The organism is Leptospira perolatii, from assembly GCF_002811875.1.
In the GTDB taxonomy this organism is placed as follows: domain Bacteria; phylum Spirochaetota; class Leptospiria; order Leptospirales; family Leptospiraceae; genus Leptospira_B; species Leptospira_B perolatii.
Window position 1 is genome coordinate 82892 of the sequence record NZ_NPDZ01000010.1, and the last position, 19364, is coordinate 102255.

Consider the following 19364-nt stretch of genomic DNA (forward strand, 5'->3'; position numbering starts at 1 on the left):
TTTCAAAGAGATAATCCCTTGGAATAAAAAATGCAGTTTGAACCTGCGGGATAACTTCTTCCTGTGGATTCAGGAATGGATAATTCCTCGGTGATATAAGTACCTTCTTTTCGGATATTTCCTTCCAGAATCCTGCGCAGAGCCAAGGGACTAAATCCCGTAGAATGGCATGTTAGAAAAACATAATCCGGTTTGTTCCCACAAAGCTGCATGAGGAGGTCCATCATTTCAGGGAGGTCCTTCTCTATTTTGAAAACTTCTCCACTGGCTCCCCTTCCGAAAGTAGGAGGATCCAGAATAAAGCCCGAGTATTTCTTTCCTCTTCGAATTTCTCTCTTTAGAAATTTCAGCACATCCTCTACGATCCAGCGAACCTTTCGATCAGATAAGTCCGAGAGTTCCGCATTTTCTCTGGCCCATTCCACCATTCCTTTGGAAGCATCCAAATGACATGCGTCCATTCCACCAGCTAATACTGCTAAGGTGGAAAGTCCGGAGTATGCGAAAAGATTCAACGCTTCTCCTTTTCCTGCCAATTGCGAAGATAGTTTTTGGATTCTTTCCCAGTTTTTCAATTGTTCTGGAAAATATCCAAGGTGTCCAAAAGGAGTGAATTTGATCTTAATTGTAAAATCTAAAACCGAAATTAAAAATTCCTCTTCCGGCTTATCCTTCCATTTCCAGTTCCCGCCCCCTTTTTCATTTCGAAAGTATTCCCCGTTTGCGTTTTTCCAAAGAGAAGGATTTGTGGGAGGCCAAGCGGAGACTGGAGAAGAGCGGATTACTTTGTAAGGGCCGACTTGTTCCAATTTTTGGAAATTGCCCGAATCTAATAATTCGTATTCGCCTAAACTTTTAGGAGCGTTGCTGCGTTTTTTGGGTGCAGTTTTCATAAATATGGACCTTGAAGTATCTTCCTTCTGGAAATTCCTTTTTTGTAGGATGATCGGATTCGGGACTTAGCTTCGTTATCTTGTTGGAGCTCCATCCTTCTGAATCTAATGTTTGTCGACCGATCTTCTCGAATTCAGATTCGGATAATCGCCCAGAGCAGGAAAGTAAGATTAGGTTTCCTCCAGGAGATAGATGCTGCAAACATTTTTGAATGAGGTTTTTATAAGCCTTTTTTGCTCCCGGAACGCTTTTTTGGTTCGGGGCTAGATTCGGAGGATCTAAAACAATACATCCGAATTTTCGATTTTCCATAAAATCCCATTCTCTAAAAAGATCCGCTCTAACCAGTGAATGGTTTCCGAATTCTTGGATGGAGTTTTTTAATTCGAATCGATCTTTCTTCGATCCGTAGTTTTCTAAACCCTCGGTCGGGCTCGAAAATTGATTCGAAAATTCCAATAGAGCATCCTCCGATCCGTCTGCCGAAAGAATGGATTTTGCCCCAGCTTCTCCCATGCAAATCGATGTGAATCCAGTATGACAAAATAGATGCGCGCACTGTTTATCCTTCACTAATTCCGGTCGATTTAAGAATTCGGATCGAAGGTTACGGACATCCAAAAATAATCCTCCCTTTTGTCCCGGGAGTTTTACCCGAAACGGAATCTTCCGAAGCTCGATTTCTTCCTCGATGGGCAATTCGGATTCACCTTTCAAAAATCTAGGACGAATTGTTTTTCCGGATCCGATTCGATTGGGAGAAAGCAAAAGAATCCGAACCGGTTTGGGTTCTCCTACTTCGGAGCATAAACTTTGCAAAATTCGAATGCACCATCTGCCTAACTTTTCCAAGCCAGCGGAGTATACTTGGACAATCCAAGTTTTTCCATAGCGGTCTACAGTGATTCCAGGAATTCCGTCGTTTTCTCCGTGAAGGATCCTGTATGCGTTCGTCATTTCGGAAAGCGGCTTTCGACGAGTAAGCGCGTCTTCAAGAGTTTGTCGTAACTTCGACTCAGAGAATTCGTTTCCGATCTGTAAGATTCGAATTCCGATTGGACCTGAGTTAGAAAAGATTCCGAAACCGAGAACTTGGTTGGATCCGGAAACTAGAGCCAACCAGTCCCCTTCTTTAAAAATGGAAGCTGCAGAAGAAAGATTCCCCGATAAAATCCAGGGATGTCCTTTTTGAAGAATCGATTCCGAAGATTTGTTCAGTTGGTATCTTCGGAATCTGGATTTTGTGCCTGCCTTCAGCCTTTTTTCTTCGAGGATTCGTAAGAAGTGTCAGTCGGGCCGGTATAGATTTGTCTAGGACGACCGATTTTCATATCGGGAGATTCGATCATTTCTTTCCACTGAGCGATCCAACCTGGTAGACGTCCCATCGCGAACATCACTGTGAACATATTTACAGGAATTCCTAAAGCACGATAGATGATTCCGCTGTAAAAATCCACGTTCGGATAGAGTTTTCTTTCTACGAAATAAGAATCTTTTAATGCGACTTCTTCCAGTTCTTTCGCGATATCGAGCAACGGATCCTTGACTCCGAGTCTGGACAGAACAGAATCACATGCTTTTTTTATAATCCTTGCTCTAGGATCGAAGTTCTTGTACACCCTATGACCAAAACCGGAAAGTCTAAACGCATCGTTTTTGTCCTTGGCTTTCTCTACGATTTTTTTCACAGGCAAACCGCTCTTTTGAATTTCCAAGAGCATTTCCAAAACTTCTTGGTTGGCTCCACCGTGGCGAGGACCCCAAAGAGCACAGATTCCGGCGGAGATTGCTCCATACAAATTCGCAAGAGAAGATCCGACCAATCTGACAGTAGAAGTAGAACAGTTTTGCTCGTGGTCCGCATGGAGGATCAGTAACAAGTTCAGAGCTTTTACTACTTCCGGATCAATATAATATTCTTCGCTAGGAACGGAGAACATCATGTTCATGAAGTTCGCGCAATAGTCGAGATGATTCAAAGGATGGATGGTAGGCTGTCCCAGAGATTTTTTATAAGCAAATGCAGCGATCGTCGGAAATTTCGCTAATAAACGAATCATCGAGATATGTCTATGTTCCGCATTTTCCGGATCATAAGAATCTTGATAATAGGTTGAAAGAGACCCGATCATGGAAGACATGATCGCCATCGGGTGCCCATCTTTTGGAAACCCATTGTACAATCTTTTCAGATCCTCGTGAATCAGGGTGTGCATGGTCAGTTCCTGATTCCAGTTTTTTAGTTCTGCGTCTGTGGGAAGCGCACCGTAGATGAGAAGGTAGGCTACTTCTGTAAATGAAGAATGTTCTGCGAGTTGTTCGATCGGAATTCCACGATATCGTAAAATACCTTGTTCTCCGTCTAGGAAGGTGATCGCGCTTGTGCAAGCTCCGGTATTTAAATATCCGTTGTCCAGAGTTACGTATCCGGTCAACTGTCTCAGTTTGGAGATATCGATCGCTTTTTCGTTTTCAGTACCGACTACGATCGGAAGTTCAAATTCTTTTCCGTCGATCTTTAGGATTGCGGTATTTGCCATTTTTCATCTCCTGACAACTGAAAGTTGAATAGTTCACTAAGTACTATCTTACGAATCTGAAATTCTAGACAATCCAAAAAATACCGGGAGCGCAATTCGTGGAGCTCCTAGCGATTTTTATAATGTCTTAAATTTTGATAATTGTAGTAATTAGAAGAGACGATTCTGCAATAATCTCTAGGTTCCTTTACGGGCAGATCCTCCAAAAAGTGATTAAAGTCCCCTTTGTAGTGGTTCCTTTTCCATTTTCTCAAGTTTCCAGGTCCGCCGTTGTAAGCGATGGAAGCCCATTGAAGGTTTTCGCTATTCGAAGAAAGCAGGTATTTCAAAAACCGGGCACCCATTTGAATCGAAGTTTCAGGATCAAAGAGAGAGTAGGGTCCGATTCCGAGAGTCTTGGCCAAACCTTTTCCGGTCGGACCCATGATTTGCATCAGTCCTCGCGCATTCGAAATAGAGACTGCATTTTCTTTAAAAAAAGATTCTTGTCTCATGATTCCGTAGACGATGTCCTCATCGATTCCGAACGAGTTCGAATATCTAAAGACCAAATCCCGATGAGGACGAGGATAAATTCTAGAAGCTAATTTTGCAGGAAGCAGAATCACATCATCCGGAATTCTAAGTTTTTTCATGAGGGACCGAGTGTGGTAGACGGTAAGATATTCGTTCCCGGTCATTTCTCCGAGAGCGGCCAAAATCTCCTCTTTTTCATCCTCTCCGATTCCACTCGCCGCCTTGTAGCGATCCACTAGAAGATTACCGTAACCCAATTCCCCGATTTCTAAATATTCCTTTGCAGATTGAAGGTATCTACTTCCACGAATTCTACTGTGTGCGGAATCGATTCTTAGATCTAATTGAAAGGCTTCTGGAAAATAAGCGAATTCCATATCTCTTCCCAAGATTTGAGTCGCAAATTTAGGATCTCCTGCTGTCAGGGAAAGATACTGAAACAGGCTATCTCTGTTCCGAAGAGGATAATCTGAAATTCCGATCTTGGAAATCTCGGAGGAAAACTCTTCGCGAATGACTCTAGTGTAGTACGATCCAGGGATTGAGCGATAATAAGACTTTAGCCAATCGTAAAGTTCCTCGTTGCGACCTGAAGATTTCAGATTGCGCATGTACCAGTACACCAATCTTCCCTTCACCGGCAGATTCGGAATTTTTCGAAGCGCCTCTTTCCAATAAGCGTCTCCCATAAACCTAGAATGGTTTTCGGTAAGGAGGTCTATTAATTCGTCTTGCCTTGTAAGGTTGTACGGATTTTTTTCCAAAGAAGAAACGAGTTTGGAAAAATACTGATCTTTGTTGCCTAGCTTTTTGTGGGCTCTCGCGTAAGAGTATTCCACTTCATCGGTATTCGATAAATTCAAATTCTCTAATATATGAAGCGCCGAAGAGCCCAGATTCTGATTACAGAGTTCTCTGGAGAGGGAAGCGGCAAAATCCTGATCTGCTTGTGCAAGTGATTTGTTCCTCTGGATCAGAGCCTGAATATGTTCCGGGTCGTGTTGCAAAAGCAATCTTGCGGCTGCCTTGAATTTTTCCAGGTTACCAAAATTGTGGGAACTAAAATGAGAATGATGAGAAATATAAGATTTCCGATCGCCCGTCGAAAGAAACTGGATGAAATGAATTGCTGTGTCTAAAGGCAGGCTTTGGTAAAAACCTTCTCCCTTCCAAGTTCTTAGATCAGTATAAATATCTTTCTTTGTGTAAGAAGGCGTTTTGGAGTCGTCCATAAGGCTATAAAATATGCTCTCCGCCTTGCTCGTATCTCCGTGCTTGAATAGTGCCTTTGCGTATCGATAGTTCGAAAGTGATCCAAAATACTCTGATCGTTCTCTGTCCGAAAAGGATTCGGCGTATTCTTTTGCCTCTTTGTATTGTCCGGATTCATAGTAAATTTTTAATATTTCCGCGACGCTCAATCGAAAGATGGGCTCGTTATCCACGGGCAATTTTTTTAGATAAGAAATTAATTCTGAGCTGGATAAACTGTTGTGATTTCCGATTTCCTCGTACAATTTCCAGAAAGTGATCTTTGTGATCGCACTGGAGGAGGGGAGAGGGTTCCTCAAGATTTCGAGCAGATCTTCCTTACTCACTGAGGCCACCATTCTGCCCTTTAGAATGGAAACAAGGTATCTATACTTTGCGTTAGCGTCTCCTTGGGGATGGTTTTCGTGGAACTTTACGAGTGCATACACTTCCGATTCGGTCCGGGCAGGTCTATCCCGAAAGATTCTTCTGATTTTTTCCAAGCTATACGATTTGATCAGGTATTTTAGATCGGCGTCGGCGTAGGCATTGCCGACAACTATAAATAGTAGGACTGTAACAGTCGTCTTTTTCATATGATTCCTTACTATTCTAATGCAGTTCTATCGCTTCAACCGAAAAAGGAAGGTACGTCATGCAAGTAATTTCCAGGGAGAACGATTGGCCCGAAATCACACTATCTCATTCGGATTCCGAAGTAGGATCTCCTACAAAGAAGGAGATTCCGTTTCCAAAATCGTCTCCGGAAGTAGTCCGGCTAAAGACAAAAATCTTAGAAAACTATCGGGGAAGCGTTCTCACTCATCTCAATCCTCTGGATTGCTTCCGTTCCGACTTGTTCGGAGGCTTTGCATTTTTATCTCCCAGAAAAGATTGGATAGCTGATGAGGGAATTACAGAGAGGGAAGAAAGATTGCTTCGGCTATTTCTCGAGGAATTGTACGAAGAGCTCAAAAATCATGTATTTTACGATAAGGATTTGTTTTCGATCTGCTCCGCATTTTTACTCTGCGAAGATAGATTGGGAGAATATCTTGAATTACTAAATTCTTTTCCATCTAACTTCTCTGATGCATCTAAAGGCAGAGCGCTTCTGACGTATTTGGGATTGCTTCCAAAGAAGGAATCGGAGGCTTCGGAAAAAAGGAGCAGAGTCCAGAGATTAATCGAAAAACATTCTTTGGAAGGGCTTCCCCCGGAAGAACAAATCGAGATCTACGACCTAGTCGTGTCCGGACAGGAACCAGCTCTCTTAGGAACAGCCTATTATTATTTCCGAATGCAAGCACAAGGACTCAGAAACGTAAAGGTTCTGGACTCGATGATCGTTCGTCGGCTGAGCGAATTTACTTTCAAAGAGATGGAATTATTCCTGAAGGATTTTGAAACTCGTCACTCTATTTGGAACAGATACAATTTAATCAAAAAGGTCAGAAGACCCTCACAGGTGAAAGAATGGTTACGAGAGGAAAAAAAGAAAAATGGAAGAGAAGAACTTAGCTCCACTCTGAAAGAATCCATTCTAGAAAAGGGAGACGAATCTCTTTTTGAAAGATACCAATTGTATTCCAAACAAGGATTGGTGCATACATTGCGCCCTTTCGAACTATTAACTCTTTGGAATTCCACGGAAGCTACCAAACTAGATACGGATCTGATCGAAATCGAAAAGAAAGTTCCGGAATCCTATCTCACTCAGAGAATGATAGCGGTAAAGGAATTCAGAGACCAAAGGTTTTCCGCTTTTTTAGAGAGACTTCCTAAAACAGGCCGTTTTCAGTACACTCCAGAGATGGTTTATTTACGCGCGGTTTCTTTGTTGGAACTCGGGAATGCTACAGAAGGGGTCAGATTGCTCAAGTCCTTGGTCTATAAATTTCCAGATTCGGATTTTCTGAGACTAGTTTTAGATCGTTACCAGAAGGGAGAAGTGTAAGATGCGACCGAAAATAGTTGCATTCGCTTTCCTTAAGAAATAATATTATCTTTCAGAATATGGCTGGTATCACCCAAGAACAAATCCTAGAACTCCAACGGCATCAAAAGATGATCAATCAGTTGGAGAAAATTCTGAGATTATCCAAGAACGACGAACAAAAATACCGAGTCAGTCGGGATCTAGATAAATACAAAAATAGGATGCGGGAAATTTCTCCGGAAGGAATTCCAGACAATCTGGAAACCGCCGCAGAACAAATCAGAATTTACAAAGAAAACCCGGACGCCGCTGGCAAAATTCTAGCCAAGTATCCGGTCATGAAAATTTCTCCGAATTCCAATGATTCCGAAGTAAATAGAATAGGAACCTGGATCAATGTGTTGGACCGAGAATATCTCCCGATCTTAAACGAAACTCATATCCGCTTCGATTTCTCTCATGGAAACGAAAAGGACGGAGTGGTCAAATACATGGAGAATATTCGCAGGAATATTAAAGTACTCACTGAAACCATTGAAGAATACCAAGCCGCGGAAAAGCAGGAATTCAGAGAACAGTTGAGCAGGATGAAAAATAAGCAAACACGCATTTTCATCGCGGAATCCTTTGAGATGTTCCAGAAATTCAATGAATTCTTAACTAAGGTAATCGGAGAATTCAAGTCAGGCGGCGGTGTGATCATGAATATCGAGGATAAGATCACATTTAATTCTAGGTTCGAAAAAGCTACAGAGCTCGAAGGTATGCCGATTCCGAAAGCCCTGGAAGAATTTCGGGATTTTACCGGAGAAGTTTTGGACAGGATTAACGTTCCAAATATCCGGCATTAATAGAAAGAAACGCACTTCTCATAACATACGTTATGTTAGCTGGTCACGTTATTTTTTCATAAAATACTTATTCCTTATTCACTTTTTTATTGAAGAAATTTATCCTTTGAGGATCTATTTCCAAACCTTTCGAACTAAGAAGATTTTGAATTCGACCTTCAGGTTTGATCTGAATCCTTACAAAAAAGGAAATCTAAATTTGAAAAAGTTTTTCCAGGCAAAAATCTATGAATTTGTATGAAACGATTTCTCCCGCTTCTAAAAAGAAAAAATCCGGCTCCCGAAAAAAGCATTCTATTCTATTGGTTCACGGTGCGTGGCACGGAGTTTGGTGCTGGGAGGAACACTTTGTTCCATACTTTAAGAAATTAGGATACGATGTATATGCTCTTAGCTTAAGAGGGCACGGGAAGAGCCAAAACAAAGGGCAATTGCGTTGGACAAGTATTGGAGATTACGTAAACGATATCGAAGAATTCTTAAAAGAAATTCCGGATCCGCCTATTGTAATCGGACATTCGATGGGGGGCCTTATTGTACAAAAGCTATTGGAGAGAAGGAATTTTCCTGCAGCAATTCTTTTGGCTCCCGTCCCGGTTCACGGTGTGTCTAGATTCGCTTTGGAATTCTTTACCAAACATCCGATCCAAGTATTGAAAGTGATCGGAAATCTATCATTGTTTCCCGTCATCAGCGAGACCAAGATTTCTAAGGACATTCTATTTTCTCCCAATCTAAGCGAAGAAAAGGCTATGGAATACTGTGCTAGATTGCAGGACGAATCCTATTTGGCGTTTCTAGGAATGATTGCTTTTAGTCTTCCAAATCCGGAAAAAATAAAGACTCCGATCAAAGTACTCGCCGGAGAAAAAGATAAACTATTTCCGCTTTGGGAAATCAAAAGAACCGCAAAGGCATACAGGACCGAACCGATCGTATTTCCGGAAATGGGTCACGAACTCATGTTAGATGCAGGTTGGGAGAGCGTAGCCAACGCGATCGATACGTATATACAGTCTGTTCCGTTGAATTCCTAAAAAATCCCGAAAGTTTTTTAAAAGAAACGGGTTCCATTGTCGGAATTCCTTTCTTTTAAAAATTCGAACCCTGTTCCCAAAAATTCCTTTCCTGAGGGAGGTGGCCCGTTTAGCTTGTGATTTAATCGGAATTCATAGCAATTCAAAGAACATAGGATCCAATATTCATGGCACTTGTAAAGAACTCATCCGAAGTCACTAACTCCACGATCGGTGAAAATTCCTACTTCAGCGGAAAATTCTTCATTAACGGATCTCTCAAAATTGATGGTAAGTTTGAAGGAAAATCATTACAAGCAGAACAGCTCTATATCGGAGTTTCCGGAAAGGTAAAAACGAATATTACGGCCGCAAGCGTGATCGTGGAAGGAATTGTGATCGGAAATATCACAGCGCGCAACCGGGTCATGTTGCTTCCTACTTCTTTGATTCTGGGAGATATCCGTACTCCGGAGTTGATCATCCAAAACGGAGTCACACTCGAAGGTCGATGTATGATTTCTAGCGACCTGAAGCATTCCAATAAAGAAAGAATCGAGCTGGAATACTCCAAGGATTCTCTCAGCCTGGAGAAACTCTTCGGAAAACCGAACGCAAAAGAAGCATAGAGCTCTTGCGTGAATCGGATCCTAATCACCGAAGGAGATCCTTGCGGGATTGGACCCGAACTGGTTCAAATTTCTAGTTCCAAGCTCAAATCTATCGCAAAGAAATTTTCCATTCTTTACGTTCATTCCCAAACTCGGTTTCTGCCCTCGGGGTGGAAGTCCGTGGACCAACCTTCCTTTCCTTCTTCTCCGGGAATGTATTCGTACTGCACGAATCGACTTTCCGAGGAGGAGCAAAATTCGCTGAAGGTGGGTGTTCCTTCCAAGGCCTCCGGAAAATCCGCATTCGCCTCCCTGGAATGCGCAGTCAAAATCCAAAAAGAATCCGGAGCAGGTCTAGTTACTCTTCCTTTGAGTAAGGAATGGGTGCTTCGGTCCGGGCAGTCCAAATTCGTCGGGCACACGGAATATTTGGCCGAAATGTACCATAAGAAAACTTTTATGTTAATGTCGGGCAAGGAACTGAATGTACTTCCCTTAACAACTCATGTGCCCCTAGTGAAAGTGCCTTTCTACTTGAAAAAAATAGATCTTTCTAGTTTAATCTCTGCAATTCGTTCCCTGCCTTTAGATCCAAAAAAGCAAATCGGATTCCTAGGACTGAATCCTCACGCAGGCGAGGGGGGAAAGGTGGGAAATGAGGAAAAGAAGATTCTCATGCCTATGATCACAAAGCTCCAAAAAGCAGGTCTTCCGGTTTCCGGTCCTTTGCCGGCAGATGCAGCATTTAGTGAACCTACTCGCTCCAAATACTCACTTTTTCTCGCATGTTATCACGACCAAGGTTTGGTGCCTTTTAAGATGTGGGAGGGAAAGTTCGGGATCAATTTAACTCTCGGACTGGAATTTCCGAGAGTTTCTCCCGACCATGGTACCGCATTTGATATTGCAGGAAAAAAAATCGCAGATCCCAAGAGTTTTCACCAATGCCTGGATTGGGTTACCCAAAACCTTGCAAAGTGGAAACAAAACCTAGGAAATCAAGAATGATATTGCTGTCACAATCTTCCAATACTCTGTTAGAACAAATTGTATTTCCAATTTTCTTGCTTTGGTTTGTAGGACTTACGTTAGTATTGCTTCGAAATGACGTGGAGATCATTTGGAAGATTGGTTTATTTTTTGTATTCGTATTCTATTTCTTCCAGTTTTTTCCAGAGTTAAAAGAGGCATACGACAGACTCTCTAAAGCTTATCCAGGGGAAATTCTGTCATGGATTTACGGATTACCAAGAGCATTCTATTTCTTTTTATTATTCTTTTGGCCTATTGCAGTAATCAAAATATACTATTCCGGCTCATCCTTTCTGGCGAATAATACAGCGAAAATTCTAATCGCTGCGACGATGATTTATTGGATTTTATTTTTAGTGTACCACCAATTTTCCAACCCTATCGATGAATTTATGAGAAATAAATTTCTGGAGTGGATCACTATTTCCGGAATAAAATAAGTAAGCCCCCCGAAACTTCTATCCGTCCTATCTGTTATTAGTATAGGAGCTGGAGGACGGTCTTGATTCATCCCATCTATCTAAAAGCATTCGGAGAAAATGAAGAAGCAAAACGTCATTTTCTACAAGGGTATCGATTTCAATCGGAAGGAGATCTGAAGAAAGCCTCTTTTTATTATAGAAAGAGCATTTCGCTCCGACCAACCGCTGAGGCCTGGACATTCCTAGGTTGGGCGTATTCTCTTGCAGGTAAAACTGACAAGGCCATCGAATACTGTTTTAGAGCGATCGAAACAGATCCGAAGCTCGGAAATCCTTACAACGATATCGGAGTTTACCTGATCCAGCAGGAAAAATATCTAGATGCGATTCGTTGGTTTAACAAAGCAAAGGAAGCGCCTAGATACGAAGTTCGCGCTTACCCTTATTTCAATTCTGGATGTTGCTGGGAAAACTTAGGTTATCTTGAAAAAGCAAGAGCAGAATTCGAAGCCGCGCTAGAACTAGATCCAAATTATACTCCTGCTAAACTTGGTTTGAAAAAATTGATGGCTCGTTACAACTAAAAGCGAGCTGTATAAAGACTGGAGAACATAGAGAATACTTGTAAACTACAGCTCCGGAATCAGTTTGCGAGTGAGAAGACCGACCGTAATACAATTCGAGATTAACTTTCGTTCAGAAATTTCTTTTCCTTCTATTTTTACGATTCTACTTGCTATAGTAAGGTACGATGCAATTCTTGATGCATCGTGCTCCTCATATATTATTTTTCCGCGATCTTAGGGATGCTTGCCGGAAATATGTTCAATTATACTTCCATAATCCTTTCTCAGAGCATTTCTGAGTCGGATGCATTTTCCGGTTGGGTCTTCTTTTTTATTTGCATGCCGCTCTTGTTTTTGAGTTTTCCGGCGGGCAATTTTCTGGATAGATATTCGCGCAAATGGGTGCTTGCGTTCTCCCAGCTCACAATGGCGCTTAGTGCCACGATCACAGTGATTGGTTTGGAATACGGATGGATCGGGGTAGGAAAACCATACCTTTTGCTTTTACCTTCCTTTTTGACCGGAATAGGTTTGGCTTTTGCTATGCCCGGCAGGTTTGCGATTTTGGGAGATATATTAGATCATTCTAAGATCGGAACTCATAGTGTTTGGATGAATACTTTTGTTTTATTCGGATACGGTCTTGCTCCTTTGATCGCGGGTTCGCTCAAGGAGTTTCTGCCTTTTAAACAAGTATTTATCGGGATTGTGGTCTCTTATTTGTTGAGCGCGACCTTATTAATTTTTCTTCCGATCTCCACCAAGGATCGTGTGGAACATACCGGCACAACTGGAATTACTGCGGTATTTACTTACCTGAAAAATTCCATTCTTGTCAGGCAGTTTTTGCAAGTGATGGGGTCGGTCGTTCTGCTCGTCGGTCCAGTCCAAATTCTGCTTCCGAAATACGCCAAAGAAATATTACATTTAAATGAAGCTTCCCGAGGTGCATTGCTGACGGTGCTCGGGATAGGACTGGTAATCGGTGGAACAGCCACTTTTCTGTTTCATAGTTTTAGAAGAAAGGGCCATATTCTATTTGGGCTTTCTTTTTTTATGAGTCTGCTCTTCGCTGGGTTGCCCTTCTTTTCCTCAAATCTGTTCGTAACCTCTTTCCTGCTATTTCTGTTTGGTCTTTTTACCGGTGTAGTCATTACTCTGATCCCCGCAGGGATTCAGCAAAACACCGAGAATTTTATACGAGGAAGAATCCTTTCGGTTTATAGTCTGGTATTTCTACTAGTTCCTGCAATCACAGGTGTGATCGCTGGATTCATATCAGATCGAATTGGAATTTCTGCCACCTTTGTGTGGGCTGGATTTATGGAGCTCGGATCTCTTGTATACATGAGCTGGAGAATGGGAGAAGTTCGTAAGAGCTTTTGACCCAGTTTCGACTTGAAGCACGAGTGTTTGTAATTTAGAGAGCGCTACAGAGTAAATTCGTTTTGGTTAGAAATTTATTGACGAAGTGCAAAGTTCACTGGATTCGTCTGTTATCAACGAGTAACGGATATTACTCCTATGATTCGAAAAGTTCCAAGTCTAATTTTCTGCGTTATTTACTCTCTGGTTATTTTTACCATGTCTTGCCAGCAAGGGAAAGGAAAAGACCATCAAACAGAGCTGCAAATGTTGGCGCTACTCCCAAGCATTCAAGTTCGCTACAGAACGCAGGCGTCCGGTGGGAATTTTAGTTTAAACTCATCCAGCACTTACTCTACCGGAGTTCTCACGACGAATATCAGCGGGATTAATATTGCGGATTATGGAGATGGAATCTCCGACGGATTCACGGATCGATTTTTGACTCCTGTGGAAGTATACTTGGGAGTGAATAAGATTATCGCGTGGAAGTCTCCAGCAAATGGAGGACCAGCTTCCGGTCAAGAAACTGAGAGTAACGCGTCTATTACATTATTGGAATGTATTCCGCAAAATCCAACTCATCCAGGGGAATTCTGTACATATTCGGTAGTAATCGGAGACAGTGAGGCCGCTAGAAATACGCAAGCATTCTTGGCGAACTGGGCGAGATTACCCGATGCAAGTTATGACAGAATTGGAGTCTTGGTCCCAGTAATTCGTTATGTTTTTGATTCCCAAGTTATAGAGCCGAATTTGCGCTGGGTGAACACGAATTTCCGTTTTAATGCTACAGATGTATATGCCGATTTGAGAATGGCTGGGACTTCCAACTCAGGTCTCGAGAACGATTGTCCAGAGTATTTGTCCGAAATGTTGGATGTGTTAAAGGCTGGGAAGACTTGTGAATCCAGAGGCTATGGAATCGACGAGGCCAATGGAAAAATCGGATATGGTGGTGGCTACAATTTGCGCTATCCATTGGCAACTAATAATAGTCCGGGAACATTCTTAACTAGAGACAATCCGATCAATAACATTACGACTGCATCTGGAGATTACGTTCTGATCGTTTCCGGAGGAGAGAGTTTAAGTAACGCTTATAATCTCTATATCGATGTAGATCCGACGAATGCTTTCTTCTGGGATTCGAACACAAGTTCCACTTCGTACGACGCCACACTGGACGGGCCGAATGGAACTACGAAGCAGATCAAATACTATCTTCCGGCGATCCAGCTGAATTTTCAGTAGATGCGGTATTTCAAAAAGAAATACAATCCAGAGTAAATTCCTACTCCTACAAAAAAAGAAATTGGACTGGGGAGTAGGTGCCAAACAAGAAGAGACGGAAAATTCGCGAGTACAAATAGAAAAGAAACCCATCCTTTGGATGTGGTCTTCACTGCGAATTTCTGGTACAAGTGATCTCTATGAGCCAGGAAAATATTCTCTTTTTTGAATATTCTGGTTAGTATCGTAAAAATTCCGTCCGTAAAGAAAACCGGAGCCAAAAAAAAGACCGAGCTCAATTCTATCTTTGTTTGTGCCTGAAGATGCAAAAACGGAAGAGTTCCCATCGCGAATCCCAGAGGAAGTGATCCTGAATCTCCAAGGAAAAGTTTTGCTTTGGGAAGGTTCCAGGCCAGAAATCCGAACACAGCAGAAAATAAGAGCATATAATAATTCGGTAATATAGCTTTATAGCAAATACTAAAGCTAATTGCGATTGCGACTAGAGAACCTACAAGATACGTATCCAGACCGTCCATGAAGTTGCATAGATTGATAAAGAATAGTAGATACAAGGAGATTAACAAAGTTTCGCCCAGGCCCCCCGGAAAATTTCCCAAGTCCAAGCCGAAAAGTACGATCGGAATCGGATTCCAGGAAACCCAGGCAAACAAGAAAATAAATTCTGCTCCGAATCTGACGTAAGGGCTGAGTCCTTTTAGGTCATCGAGCAAACCCAGGAAAAAGAAAAAAGAGAGTCCTGACCACCAATGAAGAGGGAAATCGGATCCAGTGATACTGCTAAAAATGAGAATAGAAATGCTCGAAGAAATATAGATCCAAATTCCCCCGGATTTTTTCGTGATTCCTTGGTGCATGCTCCTTTCGTTCGCAACGTCGGAGATCCCGAGAGAAGGTGAATTCAGGTAAAAGTAGCACAGCAGTAGGGATAGTAGAAAGGTTCCAAAGTAAATCGCTACATTCACCGATTCTAAGCCCATTGGCCCGTCAGTTTCCGACACCTATATTTGAGTGCAATCTAGAATCTCTCTGGAAGTCGCAGCTTGGTACCTCGTTAGATGGAAGATGGATCTGCACTTCGAAATCCGGGTTTTTTATTGCCAAATCAAGCCAAGGCCTGGACTTTACAAAATATGTTTCAAGGCGTATACACTGCTATCGTCACTCCTTTCAAGAATGGTAAAATCGATTATGATTCGTATTTCAAAATCTTGGAAAAGCAAATCAAGGGAGGAGTTACTGGGATAGTTCCTTGCGGAACCACCGGAGAATCTCCCACTCTTTCTCACGCAGAACACGCCGAGCTGATTCGGGAGACTGTAAAGGCGGTGCAAGGTAAGGTACAGGTAGTCGCTGGCACTGGATCCAATTCCACAAGAGAAGCCGTGGAACTTACTGAGGCTGCGTGCAAGGACGGAGTGGATGGAGTTCTATCGGTAAATCCGTACTATAACAAACCTACTCAAGAAGGATTGTATCTTCACTTCAAGGAGATCGCGGAACATTCTAGTGTTCCGGTCATGCTCTACAATATTCCAGGACGTACTTCGGTAAATCTACTACCCGAAACTGTACTTAGATTGTCTCAGCTTCCGAAAATTCGATCTATGAAAGAAGCGACGGGAGACCTAGGACAAATGGCGAAATTGATTTCGGTCGTAGGTTCCAAAATGACCGTACTTTCTGGAGATGATAATCTCACTTTACCTTTGCTGTCTATTGGTGGAGTGGGAGTGGTTTCCGTCGTTACTAACTTGTTTCCTGCAAGTATCGTAAAACTGGTCGAATCTTTTCGTAAGGGAGATTTGGAGACAGCAAGGAAAATACATTACGATTTTCTTGAATTATTCAGTCTCGCATTCATAGAGACGAATCCGATTCCGATCAAGGCGGCTATGTCTTGGCAAGGATATTGCACCCAAGAAATACGATTGCCTATGACTCCTTTGAGTGAAGGTCCTGGCGCAGAAAAGTTAAAAAAAGCGATTTCTGATCTACTTTCTAAAGGTTACGACTGAGGGTACAATTTTGCAGGGAAAGAATCTTGTCACCGTAGTCGGCGCTTCCGGCAGAATGGGGAAGGCAATCCTACAGGTTTTGTACGCCTCCAAAATTTCTCAGTTGTCCAGTGCGGTCGTAAGTGACGGATCCGTTTTCCTGGGTTTGGATTCCGGTTTGCACGCTGGACTCAAGCAAAATGAAATCAAATTTTCGGATGATCTGAATAATGCGGTCCAAAGCTGTGATACGGTTATCGATTTTTCCACAAGGGAAGTTCTGTTAGAAGTGTTAGAGGCATGTGTGCGAGCTTCCAAACCTTTGGTTGTCGGAACCACTGGACTGACGGACCTGCATAAGCAAAAATTAATAGAGGCTTCCAAGAAGATTCCGATCGTTTATTCTCCCAACATGTCGATCGGAGTGAATTTGCTTTTCAAACTGACAGAGATTGCCGCGAAAGTAATGGGAGAACTCGCAGATATCGAAATCCAGGATATACACCATCGTCATAAAAAAGATGCTCCTTCCGGAACCGCCGACAAGCTAAAGTCGATCTTATTAGAGACTCTCTCTAGAAAAGAAGACAACGTAATTTATGGCCGGCATTCTCATTCGCTTCCCGAACGAGACCCAAAAGAAATCGCGATCCATACATTGCGCGCCGGAGAAGTGATCGGAGATCATACTGTGTATTTTTTTACTCCGGAAGAAAGGGTAGAAATTACTCATAAAGCGCAAGACAGAAAGACTTTCGCTGTCGGCTCAGTAAAGGCCGCAGAGTTTCTAGTCGGAAAGCCCAGCGGCTTGTACGATATGTTTGCAGTATTAGGATTATAGAATCAGTAACGATGAGTTTTTTTAAGAACATTACCCTATTCCAGAACGATAAATTCGGAATCAACGTAATCTTAGATATTCTGATCGTAAGCTTTCTTATCTATCAATTTTATTCCACGATCCGAAGGACCAGAGGAGTACAGCTTTTGCTCGGCATCGGTCTTATCTGGTTGCTGGGAATCATTGCCCAGTATTTGGAATTTGAACTTCTGGATTGGATTATAGACAATATTCGACCTGCATTGGTATTCGCGATCATCGTACTTTTGCAACCTGAGCTCCGAAAAATTACGGGGGATATGGCGAGGTTGAAACTGTTCCGGCTTTTTTTGGTTAAACAAGTGACCGAGTTGGATGAGATCGTAGAAGCGGCGAGGTCGATGGCTAAAACCAAGACCGGGGCTTTGATTGCAATTGTAAGAGAACATAGTCTGAAGGATATCTCCGAACAAGCGGTGCAACTCGATGCGATCCTTTCTACAAATCTGCTATTAACGATTTTTAAAAAGAATTCTCCCTTGCACGATGGCGCTGTAATTATCGAACAGAACAGAATTGCCTGCGCAGGAGCTTTTTTCCCTCAGATGTCCCAAAATTTGGACGATCCGCAAATGGGAGCAAGGCACAGAGCAGCCTTGGGAGTTACCGAAGAGTCGGACGCGGTCGTCGTAGTGACTTCAGAAGAGACCGGGGAAATTTCGGTTTGCTACGACGGAGAAATGTTGCACCCGGTCAAACCGCTCGAATTAAAGAACTTACTCAGAACCATCCTACAAGAAAGAAAATCAACTTCGGAGAGAAAACCCGAGTCCGAAGACAAATCCTCTGCAGAGGATAAAAATGATTAAGAAGTTGTTAAATAACTGGCAAGCAAAGCTGGCGTCCTTGTTGATCGCTATCGTATTCTATATTAATTTACAAAATTCTAAAATACTTGTTAGAGAAGTAAACATCAAGATAGACTATCCGAAACTTTCAGGCGGTCTGACGATTGCAAGAGGTTCTGATACTACTTTTCCGGTCAAGGTGGAAGGAATTCGAGAATACGTGAATTTTTATACTCCTTCCTTGAGAGCCTATGTTTCAGGTGGAGAATTAAAACCAGGAGAGAATCTAGTTAGCGTGACTCGAATTGGTGGAGTTCCTGCAGGACTCAGGGTCACAAGGCTCAAAGAAAAAGTAAAGATCATCGTAGAGTCGAATGTTAGCCGGAACCTAGGAATAGATGTCAAGTTTACCGGGGATCCTCCGAAAGACTATGTGAAAGCATCCCATTTTATTTCGCCTGCTGCTGTAGGAGTAGTAGGCAACACTTCCCAACTGGACAAGGTCGGAAGAATTACTCTGCCTCAAATTTCTCTGAAAGACAAAACGGAATCTTTTACGGTAAAATACAAATTACCTGATTTGCCGGCAGGTTTGCATTATCGAGATAACTTAAAGGAAGCGACTGTTCGAGTAAACATCATCGCGAACTCTTCTACACCCGGAGAAAGCATTGTTCTCGGAATTCCGGTCAAGTGCCAGACACTCGATCCGAATTTAGAAGCTGAGTTTTCGGAGCAAGAGATCTCCGTAAAACTGCAATCCAAAACTCCGCTGCGCAGTATTCAGATCATCAAGGGTCTTTCTGCAACCGTTGTCTGTTCCCACAAATATGATCCTAAAACAAAGAAAATCCTTCCGGACAACAAACCTGTACTCGCAAAAGTCCGACTTACAAAGTCTCCTACTTTGAAGTCTGTGGATATCCAAAGTTTCTTTCCAGATCGGATTTCTATTCTTTACAGAGTTTTACCTGACGGAGTACCGGAAGGGGAAGAAGGAACGGAAGGAGAAACAGGTACGGGATCCGAAGAGAGTTTGCCCTCTCCCGAGGAAGAATGAAGATCTCGGTCGGAAACGACATCGTAGAAAATACCAGAATCCGTGAAATGCTTGTAAAGCACGGAGAAAGATTTCTAAGAAAGATCTTTTCCGAGTCGGAAATACAATACTGTACTAGAAGAAAGGATCCGGTTCCTCATTTGAGCGGTCGGTTTTGTGTAAAAGAAGCGTTTATCAAGGCGATCGAGCCCGGAGACCGAGTCTCTCTGGATATGAGGGAAATCGAGCTTTTCGGCTTGGATTTTGGAAAAAAAGAATTGGTACTTCACGGAAAATCCAAAGAATTGTTCCTCGAGAAAGGATATAGCGGTGTTTCCGTCTCCATCAGTCACGCGGAGAATTATTCCACTGCTGTAGTAGTGTTATACAAGGAGTGAGT

Annotated in this window: 19 protein-coding genes; 14 read left to right on the top strand and 5 right to left on the bottom strand. The window is 42.5% G+C overall.

Going from position 1 to position 19364, the window contains the following annotated elements; all coding sequences use genetic code 11:
* Positions 1-2: 2 nt before the first annotated feature.
* From CH373_RS14620 to CH373_RS14635, 4 genes are all read right to left on the bottom strand, one after another.
* Positions 3-893, bottom strand: coding sequence for a class I SAM-dependent methyltransferase (locus CH373_RS14620; RefSeq protein WP_100714286.1), 891 nt, complete (start codon positions 891-893; stop codon positions 3-5).
* Entirely contained in the window at positions 856-2169 is a 1314-nt protein-coding gene (locus tag CH373_RS14625) for a class I SAM-dependent rRNA methyltransferase (protein ID WP_423789819.1), read from the bottom strand. The genes CH373_RS14620 and CH373_RS14625 overlap by 38 nt, the downstream gene beginning before the upstream one ends.
* Complete coding sequence (locus tag CH373_RS14630; protein WP_100714284.1) at positions 2148-3437, bottom strand: citrate synthase; 1290 nt, start codon at positions 3435-3437, stop codon at positions 2148-2150. Before CH373_RS14630 ends, CH373_RS14625 begins: the two co-directional genes overlap by 22 nt.
* Positions 3438-3544: 107 nt before the next feature.
* Positions 3545-5800 (bottom strand): transglycosylase SLT domain-containing protein, encoded by a 2256-nt coding sequence (locus CH373_RS14635; protein ID WP_100714283.1) that lies wholly within the window; start codon positions 5798-5800, stop codon positions 3545-3547.
* Positions 5801-5859: 59 nt separating this feature from the next.
* Between CH373_RS14635 and CH373_RS14640 the strand changes: the two genes are divergently transcribed.
* From CH373_RS14640 to srpA, 9 genes are all read left to right on the top strand, one after another.
* A complete protein-coding gene (locus CH373_RS14640; RefSeq protein ID WP_100714282.1) occupies positions 5860-7161 on the top strand; it encodes a tetratricopeptide repeat protein in 1302 nt (433 codons plus the stop codon).
* A 59-nt stretch (positions 7162-7220) separates the two neighbouring features.
* Complete coding sequence (locus tag CH373_RS14645; RefSeq protein ID WP_100714352.1) at positions 7221-7994, top strand: hypothetical protein; 774 nt, start codon at positions 7221-7223, stop codon at positions 7992-7994.
* A 227-nt stretch (positions 7995-8221) separates the two neighbouring features.
* On the top strand, positions 8222-9031 hold the full coding sequence (locus CH373_RS14650; protein ID WP_100714281.1) for an alpha/beta hydrolase: 810 nt from the start codon (positions 8222-8224) through the stop codon (positions 9029-9031).
* A gap of 167 nt (positions 9032-9198) precedes the next feature.
* Positions 9199-9639 carry a bactofilin family protein gene (locus CH373_RS14655; protein ID WP_100714280.1) on the top strand — a complete coding sequence of 147 codons (441 nt, stop codon included), beginning with the start codon at positions 9199-9201 and terminating at the stop codon, positions 9637-9639.
* Positions 9640-9648: 9 nt separating this feature from the next.
* The gene (locus CH373_RS14660) at positions 9649-10629 is read left to right on the top strand and encodes a PdxA family dehydrogenase (RefSeq protein WP_100714279.1); all 981 of its coding nucleotides are present in this window, start codon (positions 9649-9651) and stop codon (positions 10627-10629) included.
* The gene (locus tag CH373_RS14665; RefSeq protein ID WP_100714278.1) at positions 10626-11093 is read left to right on the top strand and encodes a hypothetical protein; all 468 of its coding nucleotides are present in this window, start codon (positions 10626-10628) and stop codon (positions 11091-11093) included. Before CH373_RS14660 ends, CH373_RS14665 begins: the two co-directional genes overlap by 4 nt.
* 65 nt (positions 11094-11158) lie before the next feature.
* Complete coding sequence (locus tag CH373_RS14670) at positions 11159-11659, top strand: tetratricopeptide repeat protein (RefSeq protein WP_165778846.1); 501 nt, start codon at positions 11159-11161, stop codon at positions 11657-11659.
* 186 nt (positions 11660-11845) lie between these two features.
* Positions 11846-13027 carry an MFS transporter gene (locus CH373_RS14675; RefSeq protein WP_100714277.1) on the top strand — a complete coding sequence of 394 codons (1182 nt, stop codon included), beginning with the start codon at positions 11846-11848 and terminating at the stop codon, positions 13025-13027.
* Between the two features lie 138 nt (positions 13028-13165).
* Positions 13166-14260, top strand: coding sequence for a sigma factor sigX-regulated lipoprotein SrpA (gene srpA / locus CH373_RS14680; protein WP_100714276.1), 1095 nt, complete (start codon positions 13166-13168; stop codon positions 14258-14260).
* Here the strand turns inward: srpA and CH373_RS14685 are convergent.
* Positions 14254-15240: an MraY family glycosyltransferase gene (locus tag CH373_RS14685; RefSeq protein WP_100714275.1), complete on the bottom strand. Its 987-nt coding sequence runs from the start codon at positions 15238-15240 to the stop codon at positions 14254-14256. The two genes, srpA and CH373_RS14685, sit on opposite strands and share 7 nt — an antisense overlap.
* A gap of 153 nt (positions 15241-15393) precedes the next feature.
* Here CH373_RS14685 and dapA point away from each other — a divergent pair, with 153 nt between their 5' ends.
* The 5 genes from dapA to acpS are packed head-to-tail and all read left to right on the top strand — an operon-like array spanning position 15394 to position 19362.
* Positions 15394-16278: a 4-hydroxy-tetrahydrodipicolinate synthase gene (dapA, locus tag CH373_RS14690; RefSeq protein WP_100714350.1), complete on the top strand. Its 885-nt coding sequence runs from the start codon at positions 15394-15396 to the stop codon at positions 16276-16278.
* A 7-nt stretch (positions 16279-16285) separates the two neighbouring features.
* Complete coding sequence (gene dapB / locus CH373_RS14695; protein ID WP_423789791.1) at positions 16286-17098, top strand: 4-hydroxy-tetrahydrodipicolinate reductase; 813 nt, start codon at positions 16286-16288, stop codon at positions 17096-17098.
* 11 nt (positions 17099-17109) lie between these two features.
* The gene (cdaA, locus tag CH373_RS14700) at positions 17110-17946 is read left to right on the top strand and encodes a diadenylate cyclase CdaA (protein ID WP_100714273.1); all 837 of its coding nucleotides are present in this window, start codon (positions 17110-17112) and stop codon (positions 17944-17946) included.
* Entirely contained in the window at positions 17939-18985 is a 1047-nt protein-coding gene (locus CH373_RS14705; RefSeq protein WP_100714272.1) for a CdaR family protein, read from the top strand. The genes cdaA and CH373_RS14705 overlap by 8 nt, the downstream gene beginning before the upstream one ends.
* On the top strand, positions 18982-19362 hold the full coding sequence (gene acpS / locus CH373_RS14710) for a holo-ACP synthase (protein WP_100714271.1): 381 nt from the start codon (positions 18982-18984) through the stop codon (positions 19360-19362). The genes CH373_RS14705 and acpS overlap by 4 nt, the downstream gene beginning before the upstream one ends.
* Positions 19363-19364: the final 2 nt, after the last annotated feature.